The 22,065-nt window shown below is 57.5% G+C and carries 22 protein-coding genes, 1 tRNA gene and 1 pseudogene; 14 read left to right on the forward strand and 10 right to left on the reverse strand.

The features are described 5' to 3' along the window. The first annotated feature begins 1 nt into the window (after nucleotide 1). Genes K6T50_RS16330 through K6T50_RS16340 form a run of 3 tightly spaced genes read left to right on the forward strand, consistent with a single transcriptional unit; the run spans nucleotide 2 to nucleotide 1,806 of the window. Complete coding sequence (locus K6T50_RS16330) at nucleotides 2-439, forward strand: DUF7996 family protein (RefSeq protein ID WP_137685099.1); 438 nt, start codon at nucleotides 2-4, stop codon at nucleotides 437-439. A gap of 21 nt (nucleotides 440-460) precedes the next feature. Then, nucleotides 461-1,396, forward strand: a complete 936-nt coding sequence (locus K6T50_RS16335; protein ID WP_137685098.1) for a cation diffusion facilitator family transporter — start codon at nucleotides 461-463, stop codon at nucleotides 1,394-1,396. 26 nt (nucleotides 1,397-1,422) lie between these two features. Further along, entirely contained in the window at nucleotides 1,423-1,806 is a 384-nt protein-coding gene (locus K6T50_RS16340) for a SpoIIAA family protein (protein WP_137685097.1), read from the forward strand. On the opposite strand, the gene K6T50_RS16345 is transcribed toward K6T50_RS16340, so the two are convergent. The 5 genes from K6T50_RS16345 to K6T50_RS16365 form a co-directional block, all read right to left on the reverse strand. Further along, nucleotides 1,803-3,125 (reverse strand): arylsulfotransferase family protein, encoded by a 1,323-nt coding sequence (locus K6T50_RS16345; protein WP_137685096.1) that lies wholly within the window; start codon nucleotides 3,123-3,125, stop codon nucleotides 1,803-1,805. The genes K6T50_RS16340 and K6T50_RS16345 overlap by 4 nt on opposite strands. Beyond that, complete coding sequence (locus K6T50_RS16350; protein WP_004594563.1) at nucleotides 3,122-3,400, reverse strand: DUF7521 family protein; 279 nt, start codon at nucleotides 3,398-3,400, stop codon at nucleotides 3,122-3,124. The genes K6T50_RS16345 and K6T50_RS16350 overlap by 4 nt, the downstream gene beginning before the upstream one ends. Beyond that, the gene (locus K6T50_RS16355; protein ID WP_137685095.1) at nucleotides 3,397-3,774 is read right to left on the reverse strand and encodes a winged helix-turn-helix domain-containing protein; all 378 of its coding nucleotides are present in this window, start codon (nucleotides 3,772-3,774) and stop codon (nucleotides 3,397-3,399) included. Before K6T50_RS16355 ends, K6T50_RS16350 begins: the two co-directional genes overlap by 4 nt. Before the next feature lie 150 nt (nucleotides 3,775-3,924). Next, nucleotides 3,925-4,152: a transcriptional regulator gene (locus K6T50_RS16360; protein ID WP_137685094.1), complete on the reverse strand. Its 228-nt coding sequence runs from the start codon at nucleotides 4,150-4,152 to the stop codon at nucleotides 3,925-3,927. Nucleotides 4,153-4,211: 59 nt separating this feature from the next. Then, complete coding sequence (locus K6T50_RS16365; protein ID WP_137685093.1) at nucleotides 4,212-5,171, reverse strand: transcription initiation factor IIB; 960 nt, start codon at nucleotides 5,169-5,171, stop codon at nucleotides 4,212-4,214. A gap of 202 nt (nucleotides 5,172-5,373) precedes the next feature. Here K6T50_RS16365 and K6T50_RS16370 point away from each other — a divergent pair, with 202 nt between their 5' ends. From K6T50_RS16370 to K6T50_RS16385, 4 genes are all read left to right on the forward strand, one after another. Next, on the forward strand, nucleotides 5,374-5,859 hold the full coding sequence (locus K6T50_RS16370) for a COX15/CtaA family protein (protein ID WP_225935435.1): 486 nt from the start codon (nucleotides 5,374-5,376) through the stop codon (nucleotides 5,857-5,859). 104 nt (nucleotides 5,860-5,963) lie between these two features. Further along, nucleotides 5,964-6,950, forward strand: a complete 987-nt coding sequence (locus K6T50_RS16375; protein WP_137685091.1) for a thioredoxin domain-containing protein — start codon at nucleotides 5,964-5,966, stop codon at nucleotides 6,948-6,950. Then, nucleotides 6,931-7,374, forward strand: coding sequence for a disulfide bond formation protein B (locus K6T50_RS16380; RefSeq protein WP_137685090.1), 444 nt, complete (start codon nucleotides 6,931-6,933; stop codon nucleotides 7,372-7,374). The genes K6T50_RS16375 and K6T50_RS16380 overlap by 20 nt, the downstream gene beginning before the upstream one ends. A gap of 251 nt (nucleotides 7,375-7,625) precedes the next feature. Then, nucleotides 7,626-8,198, forward strand: a complete 573-nt coding sequence (locus K6T50_RS16385; RefSeq protein WP_225935436.1) for a CPBP family intramembrane glutamic endopeptidase — start codon at nucleotides 7,626-7,628, stop codon at nucleotides 8,196-8,198. Nucleotides 8,199-8,307: 109 nt separating this feature from the next. Here the strand turns inward: K6T50_RS16385 and K6T50_RS16390 are convergent, their stop codons facing one another. From K6T50_RS16390 to K6T50_RS16400, 3 genes are all read right to left on the reverse strand, one after another. Further along, nucleotides 8,308-8,493 (reverse strand): DUF7333 family protein, encoded by a 186-nt coding sequence (locus K6T50_RS16390; protein ID WP_137685088.1) that lies wholly within the window; start codon nucleotides 8,491-8,493, stop codon nucleotides 8,308-8,310. Nucleotides 8,494-8,776: 283 nt separating this feature from the next. After that, complete coding sequence (locus tag K6T50_RS16395; protein ID WP_137685087.1) at nucleotides 8,777-9,529, reverse strand: DUF7260 family protein; 753 nt, start codon at nucleotides 9,527-9,529, stop codon at nucleotides 8,777-8,779. A gap of 103 nt (nucleotides 9,530-9,632) precedes the next feature. Next, on the reverse strand, nucleotides 9,633-10,217 hold the full coding sequence (locus K6T50_RS16400) for a plastocyanin/azurin family copper-binding protein (protein ID WP_137685086.1): 585 nt from the start codon (nucleotides 10,215-10,217) through the stop codon (nucleotides 9,633-9,635). A 187-nt stretch (nucleotides 10,218-10,404) separates the two neighbouring features. Between K6T50_RS16400 and K6T50_RS16405 the strand changes: the two genes are divergently transcribed. From K6T50_RS16405 to K6T50_RS16430, 6 genes and pseudogenes are all read left to right on the forward strand, one after another. Continuing rightward, on the forward strand, nucleotides 10,405-11,829 hold the full coding sequence (locus tag K6T50_RS16405; protein WP_137685085.1) for a cytochrome ubiquinol oxidase subunit I: 1,425 nt from the start codon (nucleotides 10,405-10,407) through the stop codon (nucleotides 11,827-11,829). Further along, nucleotides 11,822-12,826, forward strand: a complete 1,005-nt coding sequence (cydB, locus tag K6T50_RS16410) for a cytochrome d ubiquinol oxidase subunit II (RefSeq protein ID WP_222609012.1) — start codon at nucleotides 11,822-11,824, stop codon at nucleotides 12,824-12,826. The genes K6T50_RS16405 and cydB overlap by 8 nt, the downstream gene beginning before the upstream one ends. Before the next feature lie 394 nt (nucleotides 12,827-13,220). Further along, nucleotides 13,221-13,295: transfer RNA gene (locus tag K6T50_RS16415), tRNA-Glu, on the forward strand. 821 nt (nucleotides 13,296-14,116) lie between these two features. After that, complete coding sequence (locus tag K6T50_RS16420) at nucleotides 14,117-14,851, forward strand: ZIP family metal transporter (protein ID WP_225935437.1); 735 nt, start codon at nucleotides 14,117-14,119, stop codon at nucleotides 14,849-14,851. Nucleotides 14,852-14,946: 95 nt separating this feature from the next. Continuing rightward, nucleotides 14,947-15,596, forward strand: a pseudogene (locus K6T50_RS16425) (IS6 family transposase). A gap of 92 nt (nucleotides 15,597-15,688) precedes the next feature. After that, a complete protein-coding gene (locus tag K6T50_RS16430) occupies nucleotides 15,689-16,273 on the forward strand; it encodes a plastocyanin/azurin family copper-binding protein (protein ID WP_137685081.1) in 585 nt (194 codons plus the stop codon). Nucleotides 16,274-16,424: 151 nt separating this feature from the next. On the opposite strand, the gene K6T50_RS16435 is transcribed toward K6T50_RS16430, so the two are convergent. After that, complete coding sequence (locus tag K6T50_RS16435; RefSeq protein WP_321170125.1) at nucleotides 16,425-17,498, reverse strand: sodium:calcium antiporter; 1,074 nt, start codon at nucleotides 17,496-17,498, stop codon at nucleotides 16,425-16,427. 392 nt (nucleotides 17,499-17,890) lie between these two features. On the opposite strand from K6T50_RS16435, the gene K6T50_RS16440 reads away from it, so the two are divergent. Next, complete coding sequence (locus K6T50_RS16440) at nucleotides 17,891-18,922, forward strand: hypothetical protein (protein WP_225935438.1); 1,032 nt, start codon at nucleotides 17,891-17,893, stop codon at nucleotides 18,920-18,922. Between the two features lie 292 nt (nucleotides 18,923-19,214). On the opposite strand, the gene K6T50_RS16445 is transcribed toward K6T50_RS16440, so the two are convergent. Beyond that, nucleotides 19,215-21,749 (reverse strand): heavy metal translocating P-type ATPase, encoded by a 2,535-nt coding sequence (locus tag K6T50_RS16445; protein WP_222609013.1) that lies wholly within the window; start codon nucleotides 21,747-21,749, stop codon nucleotides 19,215-19,217. Between the last annotated feature and the right edge of the window lie 316 nt (nucleotides 21,750-22,065).

A 22,065-nucleotide genomic window follows, 5' to 3' on the forward strand; every position in this document is an offset into this window, starting at 1 on the left:
GATGGGTGCTGAGAACGAGGGAAATACAACGTCCCATACGGAGGCAGACCAGCAGCAATACCCGTTCGGACTCTCGTCTCCGCAGTTTGCCGTCCTCGTTGTGCTCGTTGGGCTCATCGGTCCCGGTTTACTGGTATACACCCTCGAACAGGCGAATCTCTCTGGCGTTGCTGATCTCGTGTGGATCGTCGGCTATGGTACAACCATATTCGTCGTTTGGTTCATCTGGCTTCGTCCGCTCGATTTCAGTGGCTCCTCTGCCCAGGATATATCGCTCACCGAGGAATCGGAAGAGTCCGACACAGCAGCTGAGGAACGCGATAGCGAGTCTGACTCCTCGGATCGTACTGAATCCTCGGCGGAGGATTCGACGTTGGTGACCGAAGATAGGTCGGAGGAGTCTACTCAGGAATCCCCAGAGTCCTCGGATTCGAAGTAGCTCTCCCTCCAAAGTGAATGTATGACGCTCCATGAACACACACAAGAGGATACGGCAGAACACGAACACCCGTCTGAAACAAGTGGTAGTACGCGTCGGCTTGCGCTCGTCGCGGTCGTCAATTTCCTTGGATTCGTCATCGAACTGGCTGGTGGACTCCTGTTCGGGTCGGTCGCGCTTATCAGCGACGCACTCCACATGCTGTTCGATATGCTGGCGTACGCGATGGCGTTCGGCGCGAGCTACACCGCCGAACGGTTCGAGGGTGGCGAGGCGTGGTCGTACGGTCTCCACCGACTGGAGCCGGTTGCGGCCTTCCTGAACGGCGTCTTGCTCCTCCCGATGGTCGGATACATCGTCTGGGAGTCCTACCAGCGGTTCCTCGAGCCGGTGGCGATCAATCCAGAGTTGACGCTGATCATCGCGACGGGTGGCCTGCTGGTGAACATCGGCTCCGTGTACGTGTTGCAGGGTGGTGAGATGAGTCTCAACGAGCGCGGGGCGTTCTACCACCTGCTCGGTGACGCCGGGGGATCTGTTGCGGTAATCGTCTCGACTGCCGCCGTCGCAGTGTTTGACCTCCCTATCGCAGACCCCGTGGCGGCCGTGCTCATCGGGCTGCTGGTGCTCGCGTCGGCTGGGAACGTCCTCCGAGAAAGCACCTCGATCCTGTTGGAACGGAGCCCGGTGTCGTCCGAAGAACTCCGGGATGAATTGACGACACTCGATGGCGTCGACCAAATCGAGGATCTCCACGTCTGGCAAGTCTGTAGTCAACTCACCGTCGCAACCGTCCGGCTCACCGATACGGCGACCACACTCGAGGAGCAACGGACAATCCAGTCACGGGTTCACGATCATCTCACGGGTCGAGGAATCGACCACGCAACCGTCGAGCTCGTCGGGCATACCGACCCCGATACTGACCCTGTCGGTACGACGAATCACTCCCACTAGCGATGTCCCACACAGCACCCAATCGAATGTTCGAAGTGTTGGACGAGACGAACGAGAACCTCATTGCGATTCGCGTCGGGAAGGGCACGCGAACAGGCTATCAAGAGCTGTACTCGCTCCTCGTCGAAAAGAGCGACCAGTACGGGCATATCCACGTGTACGAGGAAGTTCCGAACTGGACGTTCGGGACGTTTCTCACACACCTCCACGGGGTGGTTCCCGATCTCCGGTACGGCCCCGACTTCGATATCGACCGGTACGCCGCAGTCGGCGATACACGATGGGCGAAACTCTTGTTTGACTGGTGGTATGCAATCCGGACGATCTGGCCAGTCGCTCCCAACGAAATGCGATATTTTGACGGCAAGAAACGCGAGCAAGCTCTCGGCTGGCTTCGAGAGGAAATTTAGTTACGAATTCGGTCAACTCCGCCGCCGACAATGAGGAGCGCAGAGACAAGCGTCAGGCCGAGTTGTGGTTCCCCGAACCAGAACGGCGTCGAGGGAACAACGGCCCGAAGCCCGACCAGGAGTAGTGAGAGGCCCGGCACGCCGGCGTCAGTGCTGTCGACGCCGCTTCCGTTAGTCGTATACTTCGGGGCTCCAACAGGCTCACCGTAGGGAAGTCGGTCGGCTTCGTATGGGATACGCTCTGTTCGAACGCTCCAGACGACAGTTCCGGATTCGTCGACCTCGACGAGTCGCCGGTTGAGCGTGTCGGTGATGAGCGTGTTTCCGTTCGGGAGCCGATCTGCATCCCGAGGCCAATCGAATGCGACCCCCTCAACCTGATCTAAGGCCCACGCTGGCTCCCACTCACCGGCCTCCGTTCGATGGAGCTCGACAACCCGGTCGTTCTCGCTGTCAGCGACGAGGACGGCATCATCTCCGAGCCACTGTGGGTTGTGCTGGTGGTTGAGCACGTCGGGGTCACCACATCGAATATCGCCATCACCATCATAGTCGGCTAACTGGCCTGATTTACGACAGTTGGCATCGTTCGAATCGTTCGTGTCCTCGTTGATGACGTCGACGACGCCTTCTCCGCGCTCGATGACGAGAAGCTGGTTGGCATTGCGTACTGAGACGAGATAGCGCCCGGTGCTGATGACGTCCACGTCGTTGATGTGCAGCCAGTCGGTCGTCGTCGGATCTTGTGGAGCGTCGTAGAACGAACTCGCATTCCACTGCCACGTGACTTCGCCGTTCTTGACAGTAAAGATACGCTCGTACTCCATATCGGTGACCAAGTATTCTCCCGATTCGAGTCGTTCGACATCGTGGACTTCGCTGTTCTTGTTCGTTCGCACCGGGAAGCTGTACTCCGAAAGCACCCGAGTGTCTTGTCCGGGGTCAATGACTCGGAATCCCGTTCGGGTACAGGGAGACTCGTACGGTCCGCACGAAGCGTACCCGCTGTCCATGAACCCGGCTAACACTGTTCCGTTCTCCGTTTGTGTGACGTCGAAATAGCTATCAGCACTCGATTCGCGCCAGGTAGTGTTCGTACCGTTGAGGAGGTAGACGCTACCGTATTCGTGCCAGCCTGGGCCACCCCCCTGAGACCCGACCAAGGTCCGGGACGTCTGGTCTGTCTCCGAAGCCGTCCCAATCGCAGGGGCGAGCATTGCACTGCTAACAAGCGTGAGAACGAACAGAACCACGCCGAAAAGGATTAGGTAGCTACCCCGACGGAGATCAGGAACGGCACCATTCGGAATGGCGTTCATTTCTGGATATACAGCGAGTACATGATGACCGCGAGACCAAGCGCGACGAACAGGCTGTTGATGAGCACGCCGAGTGCCAATCCGACAGAAAAGAACTGGTTGGCCACGCCAGTCAGGATTGCCCCGAGTGTGATGATACCGAACCCGACACCAAGGACACGTAGCGAGTCCGCACCCGTACGCCGATAGGCCTTAAATGCAATGTAGGTGATCCCGCCACCGAGAAGCAGGATTACGAACTTGACGACTGCAATCGCCGTGATGACGCCGTTCATACTTCGTCCCCCATCATCGACCAGATATCTGCAAGCCGTTCGTCGGTAGATTGCGGTGGCCGATCGACATTCACTGAAAACGTACCTGAGTCGTCCATAGAGATCGTGACATCCTCGAACGACCGTTCGTAGTAGGTAACCCGTCCACCTCCAGGGTTGATCGTCTCTTGTTCTCGAACGAGGGAAGCGGAACTGAGGAGTTCTAATTTTCGATACAGCGTCGACTTGGGGATGTCACATGCGTCGAGGAGCTCGTTCGCAGTCATTGGTTCGATAGTTTCCCGGAGAATAGTCCGACACGCGGGATCATCCAGCGCATCGAGGACATCCTGCAGCCCTGGAGGGTCCTCGGAAGACACTGAATTATCTCCCATTATTCGAGAATACGTGTTCGTCGGGAAATGGAGTCCGATTATGGACGAGAGGGTCCATCGGCACCCCGTATTCATTACGGATCCGGGCTGGGGAGTGATGATGGCTGATCCATCCAATGAGGGTGAACATAGTGACACAGTTATGAAACGCTATGATTCCTGTTGAGTTTCGAGTCGTTGTTCGCCGGCGTCGGTAATCTCGTAGAGACCCCTCCCGCGCGGAACAATACAGCCCTCACTGTGGAGATGAGCACACGCTTGGTCGATAGTGATCGGGTGCCCATCGACGATATTAGTGATCTCCATCACATGGCAAGGTGACTCGTCAACGAGCACCTCCAATACTTCGACCTCGGTCTGTATTGAGAACTCGGTCATAGTAGATAACGTGTCATTGGCATATCCGTAGCTGTATTTCGCCCGCAAAGGCCGGCCGGTCAGTCATGCTGCGCGTACACCTCGAGAAGCTCTTGGTATCGATTCCGGATCGTGACTCGACTCACGTGGGCGACCTCACTCACCGTCTCCTGTGTGAGCTGCTCGTTCGTGAGGTGGGTCGCAGCATACAGAGCGGCAGCCGCCAATCCGGCTGGACTCTTTCCACTGTGGACGGCATTATCTGTAGCTACCTCAAGCAGTTCTCGAGAGCGCCGTTCTGCTTCGTCGCTCACGTCAAGCGATGACGCGAATTGTGGGATATATTGCATGGGATCCTCCGGCTCGATCTCCAGCCCAAGTTCTCGGGACAGATATCGGTACGCTCGCTGGATCCTGATTTTCTCGACACGGCTGACATCGGCGAACTCCGTCAGCGGCCGTGGCATTCCATGCTGTCGAGCAGCCGCGTACAACGACGCCGTCGACATACCCTCGATCGAGCGACCGGGGAGCAGGTTCTGCTCGACAGCACGCCGATACAGGACGCCTGCAGTTTCCCGAACCGATTCCGGAAGTCCTAGAGCGGACGCCATCCGGCTGATCTCCCCGAGCGCTTGCTTGAGATTCCGCTCGTGGGCATCCTTCGTCCGGAACCGCTCGTCCCACGTCCGAAGGCGCTGTAATTGAGCACGTTTGCGACCGGAGACGGCTTGGCCGTAGGCATCTTTGTCCTGCCAGCCGATAGTCGTACTCAGGCCCTTGTCGTGCATCAGCTGCGTCGTCGGCGCACCGACCCGACTCTTTTCATCGCGTTCGTCCGAGGTGAATGCACGCCACTCCGGGCCGTGGTCGATTGGATCATCTTCAAAAACCAACCCACAGCTTTCGCAGGTCGCCTCGCCGCTGTCGCTGTTCCGGGTAACACGGCCCTGACACTCGGGACAGGTGTTGTCGTTAGCAGACTTCACCTCACGGTCGCGTTCAATTGATCGTTCCTGGGTATGTTCTTGAGCCATCATACTATCGGCGTATAGGGGGTTTCCCTACAAACCGTGGGTCTTCTTAACAGTGCCGTGGGACGGCTCCTCAATGAATAGCAGGCGGTGTCCCACTCGCTGGGAATCCGGCCTAACACTTTGTCTCCAAGACATCAACTCGTCACACCGCCAGTCAGCGTCCCTACCCAATATTATGTCTCAAGCCCGACTCCGCTGGCACGACGTGCGAACCACGATTTCACAGATTCCGGTCGAGTACAGGCATATCGCCGGGTTCACGCTACTAGTGACGTATATCGTGATGCTTCTCGGCGCCTACACTAGTGCAATCGGTGCTGGACTTTCCTGTCCCGATTGGCCGACCTGCTACGGGACGTGGGTTCCCTTCCTTCAACCCGAGATCATTACTAACTCGCCATACTCTGCACTCCAAATCTTCGCTGAGTGGGCTCACCGTGGACTGGCGATGACGGCCGGGGTTCTGATCGTCGGCACGACCGTTGGAGCATGGGTGACACACCGGAATACACCGATTGTCAAATGGTCGGCCACGGCCGCTCTCGTCCTCCTTCCGTTACAGGTTATCCTCGGAGGATTGACCGTCACGGAAGATCTCCAACCGATCATCGTGACGACCCATCTCGGCGTGGCAATTCTCATTCTCCTCTGTCTCCTGACGACCTTCCTCGTCGCATATCTCCGCCGCTGATGACAGCGAGTCATAAAACAATGCCACAGATACCGACAATACAGCTCACTATGAGAGCACAACACGATGCCTATGAAATCTGCTACCTGGAGTAGTGATCACGAATGACTGCCCATACCTGCCCGATCTGTACAGATCAATTCGAAACAGCTGGAGCAGCGCGTGACCACACATGGAACGTTCACAGCGCCTGCCATTATTGTGGTGAACAACTCGGTGACGAGACTGACGAGCAGCTCTACAGACATTGGCTCGCCGCTCATCCCGACGACCTCTCACGTGTGGACTACAAACGGGCGGACGCAGCCGTCGATTCACGCACGTTCTCAGAGCGGCTCTCCGAGGGAGGTGTCGGAGCTGCTGTCGGAGGACTGACCCGCCGACAGCTTCTCCTCGCCGGCGGTGGTGCCGCCACTGCCGGTCTCGTGATCGGCGCCACCGCTCTCTCTAACAATACGAGTACTGAACCGGAGGGCGGTGCGAATGCTGGAGGTGATACGGGCGCCGTCGCCACTGCCCCGATTCCCGACTCGCCTAGCGAATCCCGGTATGCGACGATGGGGTCTGCTGATGCCGATGTCACGGTCACATACTTCGGGAGCTGGAAGTGTCCGTACTGCGCCCAGTTCAGTACGGAGATGCTTTCACAACTCGTGACGGACTACGTGGAACCAGGAACGATCGCGCTCAAGTTCCGCAATCTCGCATATATCGGTGGCGACCCATTTCTGGGCCCCGATGCACCCGCAGCCGGCCAAGCCGGGTTAGCTGTCTGGAACACCGAGCCAGCCTCGTACTGGGCGTTCCACGAATACGTGTTCCGGAATCAGCCACCCGAGAGCGACCAGTGGGCGACCGCCGAGAGACTGGTCGAGTTTGCTCAGGCCGCAGGCGTCTCCGAGACGGCGTCGATCCGCACGGCGATCCAAGAAAACCAGTACGACGACGTGCTGCGGGCGACTGACAGGGCTGCGAGCGATACCGGTGTCGACGCCACACCCACGCTCCTCATCGATGGCACGACGGTCAATCCACTCGGAAACGAAGAGCGAACAAGACAGTTGATCGAAGATGCAGCTGGATCAAACTGAGTCATGGATGTCCGACGGACGATTCTGGCTTGCAGGCGGGGCAGGCGTCGCGGCAGTTGCGACCCTGGGAAGCCTCTGGTTCAGTCTCGGCCTCGGTCTCGTTCCGTGTACCCTCTGCTGGTATCAACGTATCCTCATGTATCCGCTTGTCGTCGTTCTTGGCGTTGCCGCTCTCGAGAGCCACAACACAATCTGGCGAACGGTCGTGCCACTATCCGTGGTGGGAGCTTCAATCGCGGGATATCACTCCGTACTCCAAGCAACGACGGCCTCATGCACCTTTGCTGGTCCCTGTGCAGTCGTCCAGTGGCAGGCTCCGGTGCTCGGACTCACGATTCCGAATCTCTCACTGATCGCGTTCGTGCTCGTTACAATTACAGTCCTCGCTGGATCGAACCTCGTTGAACCTGAACGTCAGCTATGAATAAAATCACTACCGCGGGATGTCTTGGAATGAACAGCGCCGGAATCGACCTATCGAAGCCAGCTTGTAGGGTGGAGCCCTACGCTCACATCTGATTAATGTCGTCGATATCTCGCTTCCGTTCTGTCGCCTCGGCGATTGGTCTCACATATGGGTCATACGTCGCGGGGGCTATCGTAATCCTTGCCGTCGGGACGGTCGTCGGGTTGTTCGGAGTCGACCTCACGTCACGTCCAGCCCTCAGACTGGTTGTGAGCACGTTCTTCCTCCAAGGAGTGACGTTTGGGGGCATCGCCGTCCTCTATCTCAAAGGCCGTGATCTCGGATTGCGATTCGTCCCAGTTCGTCTCCCTGACAAGCGTGATGGGGCGGTGATTGTCGGGGGGAGTATAGCGATCCTGGGGTTGCTCTTTGTGGCGTCCTCAGTAATCACGGCCCTCGGTCTGAACTCGGCTCAGAATCAGATCGTCGAAGTCGGGCGACAAAATCCGAGTGTATTCCTTCTTCTCATCCCGCTCCAATTCCTATTGGTCGGTCCGGGAGAAGAACTGTTGTTCCGGGGCCTCGTACAGGGTACCCTACGTGAAAGTCTCCATCCGGCTCGTGCAATTATCCTCGCAAGCGCTCTGTTCGCATCGATCCATCTCTTCTCGTTGTCAGGGGAAGGCAAACTGGTGTACATCGGTATCGCATTCGTCCTAGCCTTAGTACTGGGAGCAGCGTACGAGTATACGGACAACCTCACAGTGCCGGCTGTGATTCACGGGACGTATAACGCGGTGCAGTTCGCAGGGGCCTATCTGACGGCGACGGGCGGACTCTAAAACAGCCGTCGCTAGGACTGCGTACCGGTCATCGAAATAATCTGAATCAACACAGCTGGCGGCTAGCATGGATCGCAACCCCGCGGATTTCGGCTACTGGGTCGGCCTGTTATGGACTGGCGCGGAACTCGCCATGTTTCATTCCCAGGAAGAACGCGATGACCGAGAAGATAATCATTGAGGGCAGAACCATCATGAAGACTGTCGAGGAAGTCATCACGGTCGTGAGCGCAATCGCCGCGACGGCGACAATAACGACGAGGGGAGCCACCGAGCGCACGAAGTCGAATTCCATATGTACTGTTGTGACCGGATAGACAAAACCGTTAACAAAGTAGATTTGCTGGAAACCGGAACTAACACGGTGTAAGCGGAAGCCCACCCCTTCACAGTAATTGCTGGGGTCGATTATCTAATATGTTCGACACCCACTCACGCCGATTCTGAAAGCCGTGCACCCGGTGCACGGGGTCCTTCGATTCCAGCGCCCAGTTTGCCAGCACTAATCGCAGCCAAATCAGCAACTACTGTTCAGCCATGGGAGGACATCAAGACTGAGTAGGAGGTGAAAGAGAGAACTACTCATATTGGGAGATGATCTCCAAGAGATCGACAAACATCGCCAACACCGGATAATCAACCTCCAGACCCTCATAGAGATACGAACAGAGGTCAGTGTAGGCATCCACGTCTGCCGACCGATCGATTCGATGAGCGTGGATTACCTCCTGCCGTTGCTGGATCCAACTCTTACATTCATCAGTCAACGTGTGAAGCGTGTCGTATCGATCGGTCAGTTCAGTATCTGAGATTCCCTGTGATTCCGTAGAATCAAGTTCTGCTATCGCCTCTCGAATCTCTTGAACTGTAGATTGCGCGTCTTTGAGCGTAGTGAATTCAGCCTTGAGCGTCTCCAGAAAGACCCGGCGGTTGTCAATACACTGCTGTGCGGCCTCGAGGAGTCGTTGTTTGATGAGCGGTGAGAACGTAGTCGCTTCTGAAATGAGAACCAGCACATCGACCCCGAACTCGGCACTGAGGCTCGCCTCGAACGAATCACCGTACACGTCGCCGTAGTGGTCGACCGCCATCACAGTATCATAATACCACGGCTCGATAGTATCACGGATCGACTTCTCTTCGGATGTCAGGCTCTGATCCACTCCAACAACGGACCGTTCGAACCGAGGAGTCTGTGTGTCGGCAGTCTGAATACGCTGGCGAAACCGTTGGAAAGCTTGACACTCGCGCTCGACCTCGCGTCGTTCCTGCCGAACACTATCGAGGGCAGCATCCGTGTATGTCGGCCACGAGCCTTGTGCGAGCGTCATCGGCAGCGTGTGTCTCCATACTGTAGGTCCGAAGCACAGTCGATGTCGGCCATATAGTGTACAAGTGATTCCGGAGCGCACAGCTCGCAGTGTACGCGGCCGCCTACCCGGAGAACGAGCTGTACGAGACGCTGCCTTGATCGACGATGGTCTGGCTTTCGGGAACGTCTCCGTCCGGCGGCATACTCCCCTCCGCGGGACCGCCGGGTTCGCCAACGACAATCCGACCAACCATCCCCAGGGACTTGTGCGGGATACAGAAATAATCGTACGTGCCCGTGGTCTCGAACGTATGCTCGTACGTTGCGCCTTGTTCACTCAGAACCTCGCTGTTGAACGCTTCCGCTCCGTCGGGAATCCGCGTCACCTCTGCTGAACTCGTTCCTTGTTTGTAGGCAGTTGCTGAGTGACTCCCACTCTGGATTTCGAACGTGACTGTCTCCCCGGATTCGACGAACAGACCGATGGGATCGAAATAGTACTCGCTCCCTTCGGTGACCATCATAACCGTGTTCGATCCCCCCGCGCCACCGGCCGTTTCTCCTCCCGAACCGCCGGTCGTCTCCTCAGTCTCGGTCGTAGTCGGCTCACCGCTACCATCACCGTTTCCAGAACTACAACCTGCGAGACTGGTTACGCCACCTGTTGCGAGAATTCCGGCTGTCTTGAGGACCTGTCGACGCTCCATACTCACTAATCAAATCCCCCAGTATAAGGGTCGAAGGCGGATTCCCAATACATAGGACACCGCCTTCATTTGACGTACCGAAGTCGCAAAGTCGGAGTGATGGCATTCTATCCGACAGGGGTCCATTTTTTACCCGATCTGCGAATCATCGTTCAGACCAATAACGACATCTGTCGAGGTGAGACCGGTGGTTGATCCCGTTCTTGCGAGCCGACTCCAGTTTGCGCTCACCACGATCGTTCACATCATCTTCCCAGTGATGAGTATGGGCCTTGCACCGTTTCTCATCTATTTCACATGGAAAGAGATTCGGACCAAACAGCCGGTGTACGAACAGCTTCGTCGGTTCTGGACACGAATATTTGCGGTCAGCTTCGTCGTTGGAACGGTAACCGGACTCGTCCTCGAGTTCGAATTCGGAACGAACTTCGCCGCGTTCTCAACGACCGCGGGGGAGCTGTTTGGCGGCCCGCTCGCCCTGGAGGGAATGATGGCATTCATGCTTGAAGCCACGTTCCTCGGTATCTTCGTCTTTGGACGGGACCGGGTGTCTGACCGGCTGTACTTCCTGTCGAGTATCGCTGTCGGGCTCGGCACCTGGCTCTCAGCCGTCTGGATCCTCATCGCGAACTCGTGGATGCAGACGCCGCGTGGGTTCGAAATTGTCGTAGAGAACGGCAATCGAATTGTGAAGCTTACCGATCCGCTCGCGGCCTATCTCAACCCACGATTCCCTTATATGTTCATCCATATGCAGAACGCTGCTGTCGAGTCGGTCGCGCTCTTCATGGCCGGCGTTGCCGCCTACTACGTGTTCCGTCACCACGTCTGGGGGTATCCGATTAAACACATCGATTTCTGGGAGAAGACGCTCAAAATCGCACTCGCTGTCCTGCTCATCACGGCCCCACTGCAAGTGATTCAGGGTGATGAGTATGCCCGCCACGTCTCCGAAACCCAACCACAGAAATTCGCCGCGATGGAAGCCGTTTGGGAAACTGACTCCTACGTCCCCGAGTATATCGTCGCGTTCCCCACGGACGTTAATGACCTGCTGAACCCCCGTACAAAAGATCTCTTTGGCATCGGCATCCCGGGTGGCGCATCCTGGCTCGCGAGTGGAGGAAACCCACAGGCAACGATACGCGGCCTCGAATCCTTCTCAACGAAAGCTCCACCAGTGGCGATCGTCTTCTGGGCGTTCCGGATTATGGTGGCGCTCGGCTTCTGGTTCATTCTGCTGGCCGTCTGGGGCGTCTATCGATGGTGGCGTGGCGAACTCTTCGAGGATGACCTGCTGCATAAGGCGTTGATGGCGTCGTCTCTCTTGGGATTCGTCGCCGTAGAGGTCGGATGGATCGTCACCGAAGTCGGGCGACAACCGTGGGTCATTCAGGGGGTAATGAGGACGAGTGCCGGCGTCTCTCCGAGCCTCACAGGCGCCGAAGCAACGTTCACGCTCCTCGGATTCGTTGCTGGGTACATCCTGTTATTGAGCCTCTACACATACGTCGTCGGTCGTATCATCCGAGCGGGACCACCACCCCGGGACGAACTCACGCAGAGTGATGCTGCCCACATCCAAGAGTCAGAGGTGACGTCCGGTGACTAATGTCGAATCGCTGGCTACGAAGCCCTTATTCGGATTGCCGCTCGCCGAACTCTGGTTCGCGCTGCTGTTTTTCATCTTTGGGATGTTCCTCTTTCTCGACGGCTTCGACTTCGGCGTAGGCGTCCTGTTTGCGACCCGTAACGACGATCACGAGAAAGAACAGCTGTTGGCGGCTGTCGGGCCGTTCTGGGACGGGAACGAGGTCTGGCTCGTCGTCTTCGGTGGGGCACTATTCGCGGCGTTTCCGTCCGTCTACGCGAATCTCTTCAGCCGGTACTATCTGTTGATGTTCGCGATTCTAGCCGCACTCGGTCTCCGAGGGCTTGCTCCAGAGATGTACGAGGAGCGTGAAGACGACCGCTGGCGGACACTCTGGGGCTATTCGTTCGTCATCGGGAGTACCGTGACACCGTTTCTGCTGGGGCTGTTCGTGATGAACTGGCTGGTCGGAGCGACCGGCCTCATCACCCCAGTGGGGGTCCTCGGTGGTGTCACAGTCCTTGTCCTCACGATTGTCGATGGTGCGGCGTTCCTCGGCCTGAAAACCCGTGGCGCTCTGCGAGATGAGATGCGAGACTACGGTATCCGAGCTGCCGTGGGCTATCTTGGTATCGCGATCATTACTCTCGGAGTGATATATGTCACTGAGCCAGGGCTGCGCTCCTCGTTCCGTTCGATCACCGTCGTCGCACTTGTGATGCTCACTGCTACCCTGACGGGAATCTATACCGTCGCGCTCCGTAGACGTCGGTACTACGCCGCGTTCGCGGCGACAGCCACACTCGTCTTCGGACTCGTGGGGCTTGTCGCAACCCTTCTGTTTCCCTTCGTGGATCGGACCGCAGGACTCACCGTCCGAGAGGCGATTATCTCTACGCTTCCACTCAATATTATGTCGATCATGGCGAGCGTGCTGCTCCCGATCGTCCTCGGCTACTTTGTCATGCTCTATTCAGCGTTCAGTGGTCCCGTCGATACCGAGGAAACCTACGGATGAGACGTATAATCAGCCAACGGCGTATCGTTGAGTTGCGTGGACAGAGTGAAACAGAAAATCAACATCGCGTCCTAAATATGGTACTCTGAACCGATGACATCGACACAGCCCAATTCGGAACCCCGATTGCTGTCTCGGATCGTAGTGACGTGGATCGAACTCACGGTCATCGGGTTTGGAGGAGGTGCAATCGGTACATCGATCGGTGGCCCACCAGGATTGATTATTTATTTCGTCACGACCCTCCTCTCAGTTGGTATCCTCTTCTACAACGTAAACGAACTCATCAAACATTGGGTGGTTTCCTCTGCAGACACCAGATAGTCGTCTGCGTCGTCGGATTCGATGTCGTGAAGTGAGTGGGTTTAACTGGATTGGCCAGTGAGCTCAAAATGCTCCATTGGTGTAGCTCGGCCAATCATCTCGGCATCTCACGCCGAGGACCGAGGTTCAAATCCTCGACGGAGTATTCTCGACCGGTCACCGACGAGGAGAAGAAAAGTCTCCCAAGAACGAAGTGAAATGGTTGGTTGACCGATGTACAGATTTGGGTCAAGAATATGCTAACTTCTTTGCGAACTAACCTTACTCGATGCACCGTTGTCGAACTCGTCGTTATCATGTTTCCGGTCGGAGCCGGTCTGGTGTTGGGAGTCAGCTTGTTTTCACTCCCGATAGTGCTCCTTGGGTGGTTTGGGAGTGGATTGGCCGGACTCATAATTGCACTCAGCGCGAGTCGAACATCGAAGAGTGATTACAGTCTCGTACAGTGGCCACGGCCACAGACACCGGGAGACATTCTGATTAATGGAATCGCGTACAATAGCGTGGTACTGCTTGGTACGGTTCTCGCACAGGTGGTGTGGCTCGCCTCGAATAGCCCACTCTTTGGCGTCGGGATCGGCGTGATATTACCGCTCTGGTTTCTCAAGCATATTCATCTCCTGGTGTTTCTGGGCGAGTCGTAATTGGTTCAGAGTATCCTGGTTGCACCAAGATACGCGCCGCCGAACTGAACAGCGTTGTACACTCCGTAATAAGTGACGGAACGGCCAAATTGTCCGTCAACTCGTAGGTTCCGTCGAGTACAAGGGGGCAAGTACAAACACGATTTCTTACGGAGATCCGTTTGCACTCTTCCGAGAGTGACCGCAGATAGACCAGGGGTCTGGAGGAGTCCTCACGGAGAGAGGGTAGATTTTCGCGCTACGGGACGGGATACTGCTAAAATCCTCGATAGCGGAGTAAGGGCTTTCCGAGTCAAACCCGAATTATGGGTAGGTCAATAGCGTGGCCACCAGCTATCTGACAGCGCTCCTATTGAGTTCGATGCCGGCCCTTGGGAACATCTCCGGTGGGCTCGTCGCCGAACGGTTCGAGATCTCCGGCGATACACTCAGCTTAGCGCTCCACGTTGCGGCGGGCATTATCCTCGCTGTCGTCGGTATCGAGCTGCTTCCGACGACGTTGGAAGCCGACCCGCCGTGGCTCGTGCTCGTCGTTTTCCTCGCGGGAGGATTCTTCTCGATCGGTCTTGACAGTCTCACAGACCTCATCGCCGCTCGAACCGGCGGGGGACGTGCAAAGTCAGGTGCCTGGGGTATTTTCGCCGGCGTCGCCGTCGATCTCTTTAGCGACGGCGTGATGATCGGAGCCGGGTCGACGATTTCGCTAGGTCTTGGACTCCTCCTCGCACTCGGTCAGGTTCCTGCCGACATTCCAGAGGGCTTCGCCACGATTGCCACCTTCAAATCGAAGGGCATCCCGCGGCGAACACGGCTACTGTTATCCCTCTCGTTCGCACTTCCAATCTTTCTCGGTGTCACCGTCGGGTACTGGCTCGTCCGTGGTCAACCTGCGATCGTCAAGTTCGGACTGCTCGCCTTTACGGCCGGAATCCTGCTCACGGTTGCCGTCGAGGAGATCATTCCCGAGGCACACAATGAAGGTGAGGCCCGTCTGGCTGCCGTCGCACTCGTGGGAGGATTCGCCCTGTTTACGCTCATCTCTATCTATTTGGAGTAGTCTCGACCTTCAGTTCTTCAGATATTTACTGAATTCGTCACTGTCTAATTAAGCCAGTTTGAGAAGTGAGCAGGTCGTTGAGTTAGTTGGTCAAGATGCTCGCAGACCCGCTCAGCGAATGCTTTGCGGCGGATTTAGAAGAAACTCGGGAGTGTTCGCCGTCCGGCTTCACTCGACCGGTTGTTCACTTAGAGAGACAACAATGATTCTCTCTGAATTAGGTGTTGAACGCTCTAATAAAGCTGTTTGGCAGTGGGTACATAGGCTGGCTGACAGCGTTCCCGACCCGCCTGAGGCGCAGCCGAAGCGGGTCGCCGTCGACAAAACCGCTGTCAAAATTAACGGTGAGTGGTCTTGATTATACGCTGCAATAGACCTCGACACGAAACTCATTCTTGACGTGGCGTTGTTCGGACGCCATGGCACCGATCCAGCGGCTGCGTTCCTGTCTGGACTTCGTGAGAAACGCGATTTCTCAGACACGACGTTTCTCGTTGATCAGTTCGGATATCGGACTGCCCTTGTTCGAATAGGATTGAACAGTCAGGTGGACTATACCGACCGAAAACTCATCGAAAAATGGTTCCACACGCTGAAAATGCGCCTCGACTATTTCCATACTTCGTGGGTGGGCAGTCGGCGGAGCGTTCGACAATAGATTGCTCTGTTTGCACATTATTATAACCATCTCAGACCGCACCAATCGCTTGCTGATCGAACATCGGTCGAGGAGGTCCTAAACTAGACAGTGCCACGTTCACATTGAAGTAAGGCTGAAACACGGATTTCGACGTATGTACCACATTCACTATTGACGCATCGTGCGTAGTGGTGTCTATGACCGAGGAGCAGGAGAACCATCCTGTATCACGGCGGGGGGTACTTCGGGCAGCTGTTGGGGGAACTGCAACGGTAACGGCGGCTTCAACCGAAGCTGCCGCCCAGGAAACAACGATTGACATGAACGACAACCTCGAATTCGTCCCCGCCGAGGCGCAGGTCGATCCGGGGACGACAGTCACTTGGGAGAATGTTGGATCCATCGAACATAGTGTCACGGCCTATGAAGACGAAATTCCCGACGACGCGGAGTATTTTGCGAGCGGTGACTTTGACAGCGAATCATCAGCTCGTGATGCGTATCCGGATGGCAGTATTGGAGGTGATGGAACGTACGAGCATACGTTCGAGACGGAAGGAGAATACGGGTATTTCTGCATTCCCCACGAATCTGCGGGCATGACGGGGACAGTAACTGTCGGCGGGGGCGGTGGCGGTGATGGTGGTGGCGGTGGTGGTGCACCCACTCTCCCGGATAGCGCAAAGACGCTCGGAATCGTCGCAGCGGGTGCGATGAGCGCAGTGCTCGGCCTTGCTTACTTCTTTATCAAATACGGAGGAGACTACGGTGAGTTTGAGTGAAGAGATGCGGGACAGCCGACACCAGGCGTACATACGTAGAACGAAGCGGAATACGGCAAAACAAACGTCGCCAATTTCCAGTATTTGGGGACCGAATCGGAACTCCACCGTATCTTCTGGAGATTAACGATTTCGGGATGACAAGCAAGTACTAGAAGAGATTTAATACACTGAGGGCCATCACGCCGATACATAGGAAGTAAAAGGCATCGAACAGCAAGACCTGCCAGTGTGTGAACCCGTGTTCGGTCGCTCCCCAGTGGGTCAGCCCCGCGTACACGGCCGGCATCAGCGCCACGAATAACAGATTCACCCAATAGAGTTGAAAGTCCTCGATCGGAACCGTGACGAGTGCGAGCGGCACGAACGCTACGGTCATCGTGACCGCGTTGTCACCGATAACGCTCGTCGTCCCGGCGGTGACCTGACCGCTTCTGACGACGCTCCACGTCGCGAACATCTCGGGGATCGCTGTTACGATCGCCGTCACGAATAACCCGCCCACGAGCCTCGAGATCCCGAGTGCAGCCACGATGTTCTCCGTCGAGAGAACGATACCGTACGCTCCCGACGCGAGGACGACCAGCCCGGCACCGGCGAGGCCGAGTTCTTTCTTGGTCCACTGCACGTCCTCCGACTCGGAGCGACCCCTGAAGAACGCCTGGCCCAGATATGCGAGGTAGGCTGCCCCCATAATCCACCCATCGATGGGCTGGAGTCCCCGCCCGGATTCCGGCAGCGTGAGGACGGCGACCAGACCGAGGATGCCGAGATACGGCAGTATCAGGACGGTAACGGCCTCCTTCTGAATCCGAAGGAGATTCTCCTGGCGGTGGCGACCGTGCGTCGCTGTTTGACCGCCAGACGACGTGCTTCCCTGTCCACCGTCGCGACGTGTATCTTGCCCCTCCGTTTCGCCGCCGAGGTCTCGCTTCCGCGAGGCGACGTAGGCGATAGTAACGATGAGTGGAATGGAGACGATGTTCGACCCGAGCATCATTCCCAGCCCGATGTCGGAGACACCGCGATAGGCACTCGTGACGTTGATGCCGATTTCGGAGCCGGCGGCAGCGATCCCGACGAGGGCACCACCTGCGACCGCGGTCAATCCCAACTGTCGGCGGAGCTTCTTAATTGGATGCGAAAGTTGTTCGGCACCCCAGTGAGCAGCGAAGACCCCGACGACCAGAATGACCGCCCACAGCCACGGACTCAGCTGGACCATACCTGTCGAACGGAGATACGTGCCGGGGATCCATAGTAGGTGGGTCGGACTAGTGGTAGAACGTGACGACGGTATAGCATCCGGTGGCGTATGTTTCTCATGGGGCTCCACAGAAGTGGCACACCGTCGTCTATGGGGTGACGCATATCTCTCCGAGTGGCTCTCTCGAATCAGTCAGGTAGAAGTGGCTCCCTGTCCAAGACCGAATAATGTCACCGGAAGAGCCTCAACCACGGGAGGGTTCCTCCCGTGGACAGACCCCTCAAATCGGAGGGTCTGTTCGGCCACTCTCTATACTTCTCGCCGCGATTGTTACGCTCACTCAGATTCCCGTCGCATCCGCCCACGGTACAACCGGAAGCGGTGGACTCTCGCAAGGACACGGACTCATCTTGGCACTGGTCGGTGCCGCCATCCTCGGCGGGTTTATCCTTCTCAAACGGACAGATCGTATCACGCCGACAACCGCTCTGTACGGCGTATTCGTCGGGATAGCTATCACTGCGCTTGGAGCCGTTCTCTTCGAGGGGCTCTCCCCGGATCCGACGTACACTGCGAGTTCGATGCCGTTCCCCCGAGCGTGGTATCAGCCACTGGCCCTGCTGAGTGGCTTGGGCATCATGGTCGCGAGCTTCGTCATTGGGTGGCTGCGCTGGCCATCCCGCCCACGGTACACGTTCCTCGGCATCCTCATGGGATTGTGGATCTCGTACCCCTACCTTCTCCCAGAATTGGCAAGGGATACACATCCACTTGGGTACGCTATCGTCCTCGGCACGCCAATTCTGATCGGCTATGTCATCTGGAAGGACGCAGGGGGTGTCATTCGCGCAGTTATGCGTGATCCGGTTGCGCGTCGCTTCGGCATCGGCGTCGGTGTCGTATTAGCATTCTTTTTTGTTACCGTGACGGGCTACCTCTCGTTTTTCCCCGAAGAAGGCTTCCCCGAGGAGGTGACGGTCGTCGTTCTGCCCGCAATCTATCAGCTGGTATCGTGGCCCACCCTCGAAATCGCGATTCCGCATCTCCCGTTCGTACACATCCCGTTCTTCCTGGCCTTGTCACCTGGCCAGGTCATCGTCGTCGGGATGCTGAGCGCTCTCATCGGGTTGAACGCCGCTCTCATCGCGCGTCACTGGCGCGTTGAGGAACGGGCTGGTATGACCGAAGGGACCGCCGGGAGTGCTGCAATCGTCGGGACGTGTACCTGTGGGTGCTGCGGGCCACTCGTCGCGAAGATCGCGGTGCTCGCTGCCGGGCCATCGATTGCTGCCCCGCTCTACTGGGTATTCGTCGATTCCGCTTCGCCGCTCAGTGCGGTATTCATCGTCGGAAGTCTCCTCTTGTTTACTGGCAGTCTGCTCTACTCGGTCCAAACAGCCCGACAGCCCGAGCAATCGGCTGCCATCATCCCAGCCGACTGAAATGCCGAATCTGCCGTGAGAACGCGGTTTGAGCGAACGTCTCAAGATGGGAAGGGAAAAGTCGACAGTACGTGTTTTTGGGACTAGCAGCGGTACTGATCGTTGTCGGCACACTCGGAACCGGCATTCTCCCGTCGACCCCGTTCTACCAGATCCTCTCTGGAGGCATCATCGTCGCAGGCTTTACGGTCGGGCACACGGGCCTCCGTGCCTTCGAATTTCTCGAATAAACCACGAAGGCCGTCTTCATCCGATCACAGCAGGTATCTGCCGCTTCGCGGGGTTGGAGCCGCTACTCGTTAAGCAGGTCTCGAAACGAATTCGCCGCGAGAAGACCGCCAGTCACCACGACCGCTCCCATCGCGAACACTGGATTCAGCAACCCCGCCGCCGCAAGGGGGATCGTGATCCCATTATAGAGCAGCGATAGCCCATTGTTCTGTTTGACACGCCGACGTGCTGCATCTGCGAGGTCGAACGTCGTCTCGACCGCCGCAAGGTCGTCATCGACGATAGAAATATCCGCGGCATCGGACGCGAGCGCGGTCCCACCGCCGAGCGAGATACCCAGATCGGCCGTCGCGAGCGCCGGGGCATCGTTCGTTCCATCACCGACCATCGCGACCTGTCCCTGAGACTGTAGCCGCCGAATCGTCGCAGTCTTGCCCGCCGGCGGAACCCCTGCAAACACGTGGTCGACTCCGGGGTGAGTGCCGAGGAAGTCAGTGGCGGCCTCGTCATCGCCAGTCAGGACGACGATCTCCATATCACGGGCACTCAACTGCATGAGCGTGTCGTCCCAGCCCGCTCGTGGCTCGTCGCCCACGACGATGACACCCTCCGCACGACCATCACGACCGACGATAACCGGAAGCTGCCCGACGTCACGGGCCGCTGTCACCCGAGTTTCGAGGGCATCGCTCACCGACCACTCTAGATCCGCAAAGAGATCGAGATTGCCCGCGAGAACTCGCGTGTCGTCAACAACCCCTTCGACGCCGGTCGCGTGGCTCGTGAACTCGGAGATGTTACGTGCTCGCTCGCGGTCGTCTTCATTCGCGACCCCACCATCGGCTCTGGGACCCTCGCCAGCTTGCCCCTCTTGAGCGAATGCGGTCACGATCGCGTCCGCCGCCGGGTGCGATGCTCGCTGCTCCAGGTCTGCGACGGCGGCCAACAGATCTGCCGGTGCATCCGCCTCAAGAACCTCCATCCGACCGGTCGTGATGGTACCGGTCTTGTCGAAGACGACGACGTCGACGTTCCGAAGGCGCTCGAAGACAGTTTCGTCGAACACGACGATGCCGCGGTCTACTGCCTCCTCGATACTCGTTGCGACGGAGAGGGGCGTCGCGAGCCCGAGTGCCCATGGACACCCGACCAAGAGCACTGACAACGCCGTCAGGACGGCGAGCAGGACGCCAGCCCCCACCACGAGTGACCAGCCGCCGGCGAGAACAGCCCCACCCACGACGACTGGAATGACGAACGACGCGAACCGGTCGGCCTGTCGCTGGACGCCGTGGTCCCCACTCTGGAGATTCCAGACCGACGTGATGAGTCGGTCGATACTGCTGGATGCACTGTCACTCACCGTGAGGACAGCGGCGCCGTTCGTGACGACCGCGCCGCCGACGAGGTCGTCACCCGCTCGCTTCAGCACCGGGAGCGATTCGCCCGTCACAACCGCCTCGTCGACCGTACACTCGCCCTCGGCAAGGACTCCATCGACCGGGATACGTTCGCCCTCACGGACGAGCACGCTCTCTCCTGGTTCGAGGTCATTCACGTCGACCGTCGTCGTGGTCCCATCGGCGTCATATCGTCGGGCGTCAGTAACCCGCGAGATGGTGAGGTCCGTCAGGCAGTCCATCGCCCGCTGCTTGCTCAGTGATTCGTAGAAGATCGCAGCGACCACACTCGCGGCAACCACGATCGTCAGGTCGTAGAAGACGTCGATCCGCCCGAGGAGAAACGCGATCGTGCTGTACACGTAGGCACTCACGACGGGGAGTGCGACGAGCAGATCCGTATTCGGCTGTCGCATCTTCAGACTGACATACGCACCCTGTAAGAGCGGAAGGCCGGTGAACACTAGGACCACACCCGTCAGGACAAGAAAGAGCGGCAGGATCAACAGGCCATCTCCACCGCCAATCCCGGACGCACTCGCGTACATGTCCAGCGTCCCATCGCCGAAGAACGACGAGAGCTGCGCTGGATAGAGGAGCACCGCGTACGGCAGGAGCATGAACGTCCCGAAAATAACGCCCGCAGCGTAGCGAAACCCGAGCACCTCGTCGATGTCTCGGCCACCCGTCTCGTCTTGCCGCCGCGACTGGCCGACGACAGTCGTCGGACCATCACTGCCACCGTCACGACGCGTTGCCGTATAGCCCAGCGGACTAAGCGCGTCACAGAGAGCATCCGCCGAGATGCTCGTGGGATCGTACTCAACGCGAATCGTCTCGGTTACGTAGCTCGCTGTAGCGTCAGTAACTCCCGTACAGTCTTCGGCAATCGACTCCAGATAGGTTTCACACGTCGCACAGTGCATCCCCTCTACGTGGAGAAATACCCGTGACTCGGCCCGCTCTCCGTGGGTGTCTGTTTCGCGTTCATCAGCGTCATCGTCAGCACCGGGCCCGGCCGTGGGTCCGTGTGTCGTCTCCGGGCGACTGGAATGCTCCTCGTCACCGAGGACGCGCTGGACGTCCTGACACCCGGTAGAACAGTAGACGCCGCCGTCTTCATCCGCGACTCGGTCATTGGGGACAGCACCACCACAGAGCGCGCACGTGGCAGGTGATGAATAAGATGGAGACATAGCTGATCACCACCGGTGAGAAGAGGTACAGCCTCGACCGCGGAACGTGGATACCGACCTCAGTCGAACGGCCATTACTGGGGGTACAGATGCATCGATATTAATGCTGTTCGGAGAGAGCGGTGCAGTCGCTCGAGGTCCTAGTGGGCTCGGGTTAGGATACGTTGGGTCAACTATCTATTGCATAGGTAGGTACAGTTATATAAAGAGCCTCTTGGTTACCCGTTGACTCTCAACGCACCGTGAAAAGTTTAGATTGAATCAAAAACTCGATTATACGCGCCTAATGAGGCCTCTTATGTGGATGTAGCAGTAT

The organism is Halobaculum magnesiiphilum (genome assembly GCF_019823105.1).
Classification (GTDB): domain Archaea; phylum Halobacteriota; class Halobacteria; order Halobacteriales; family Haloferacaceae; genus Halobaculum; species Halobaculum magnesiiphilum.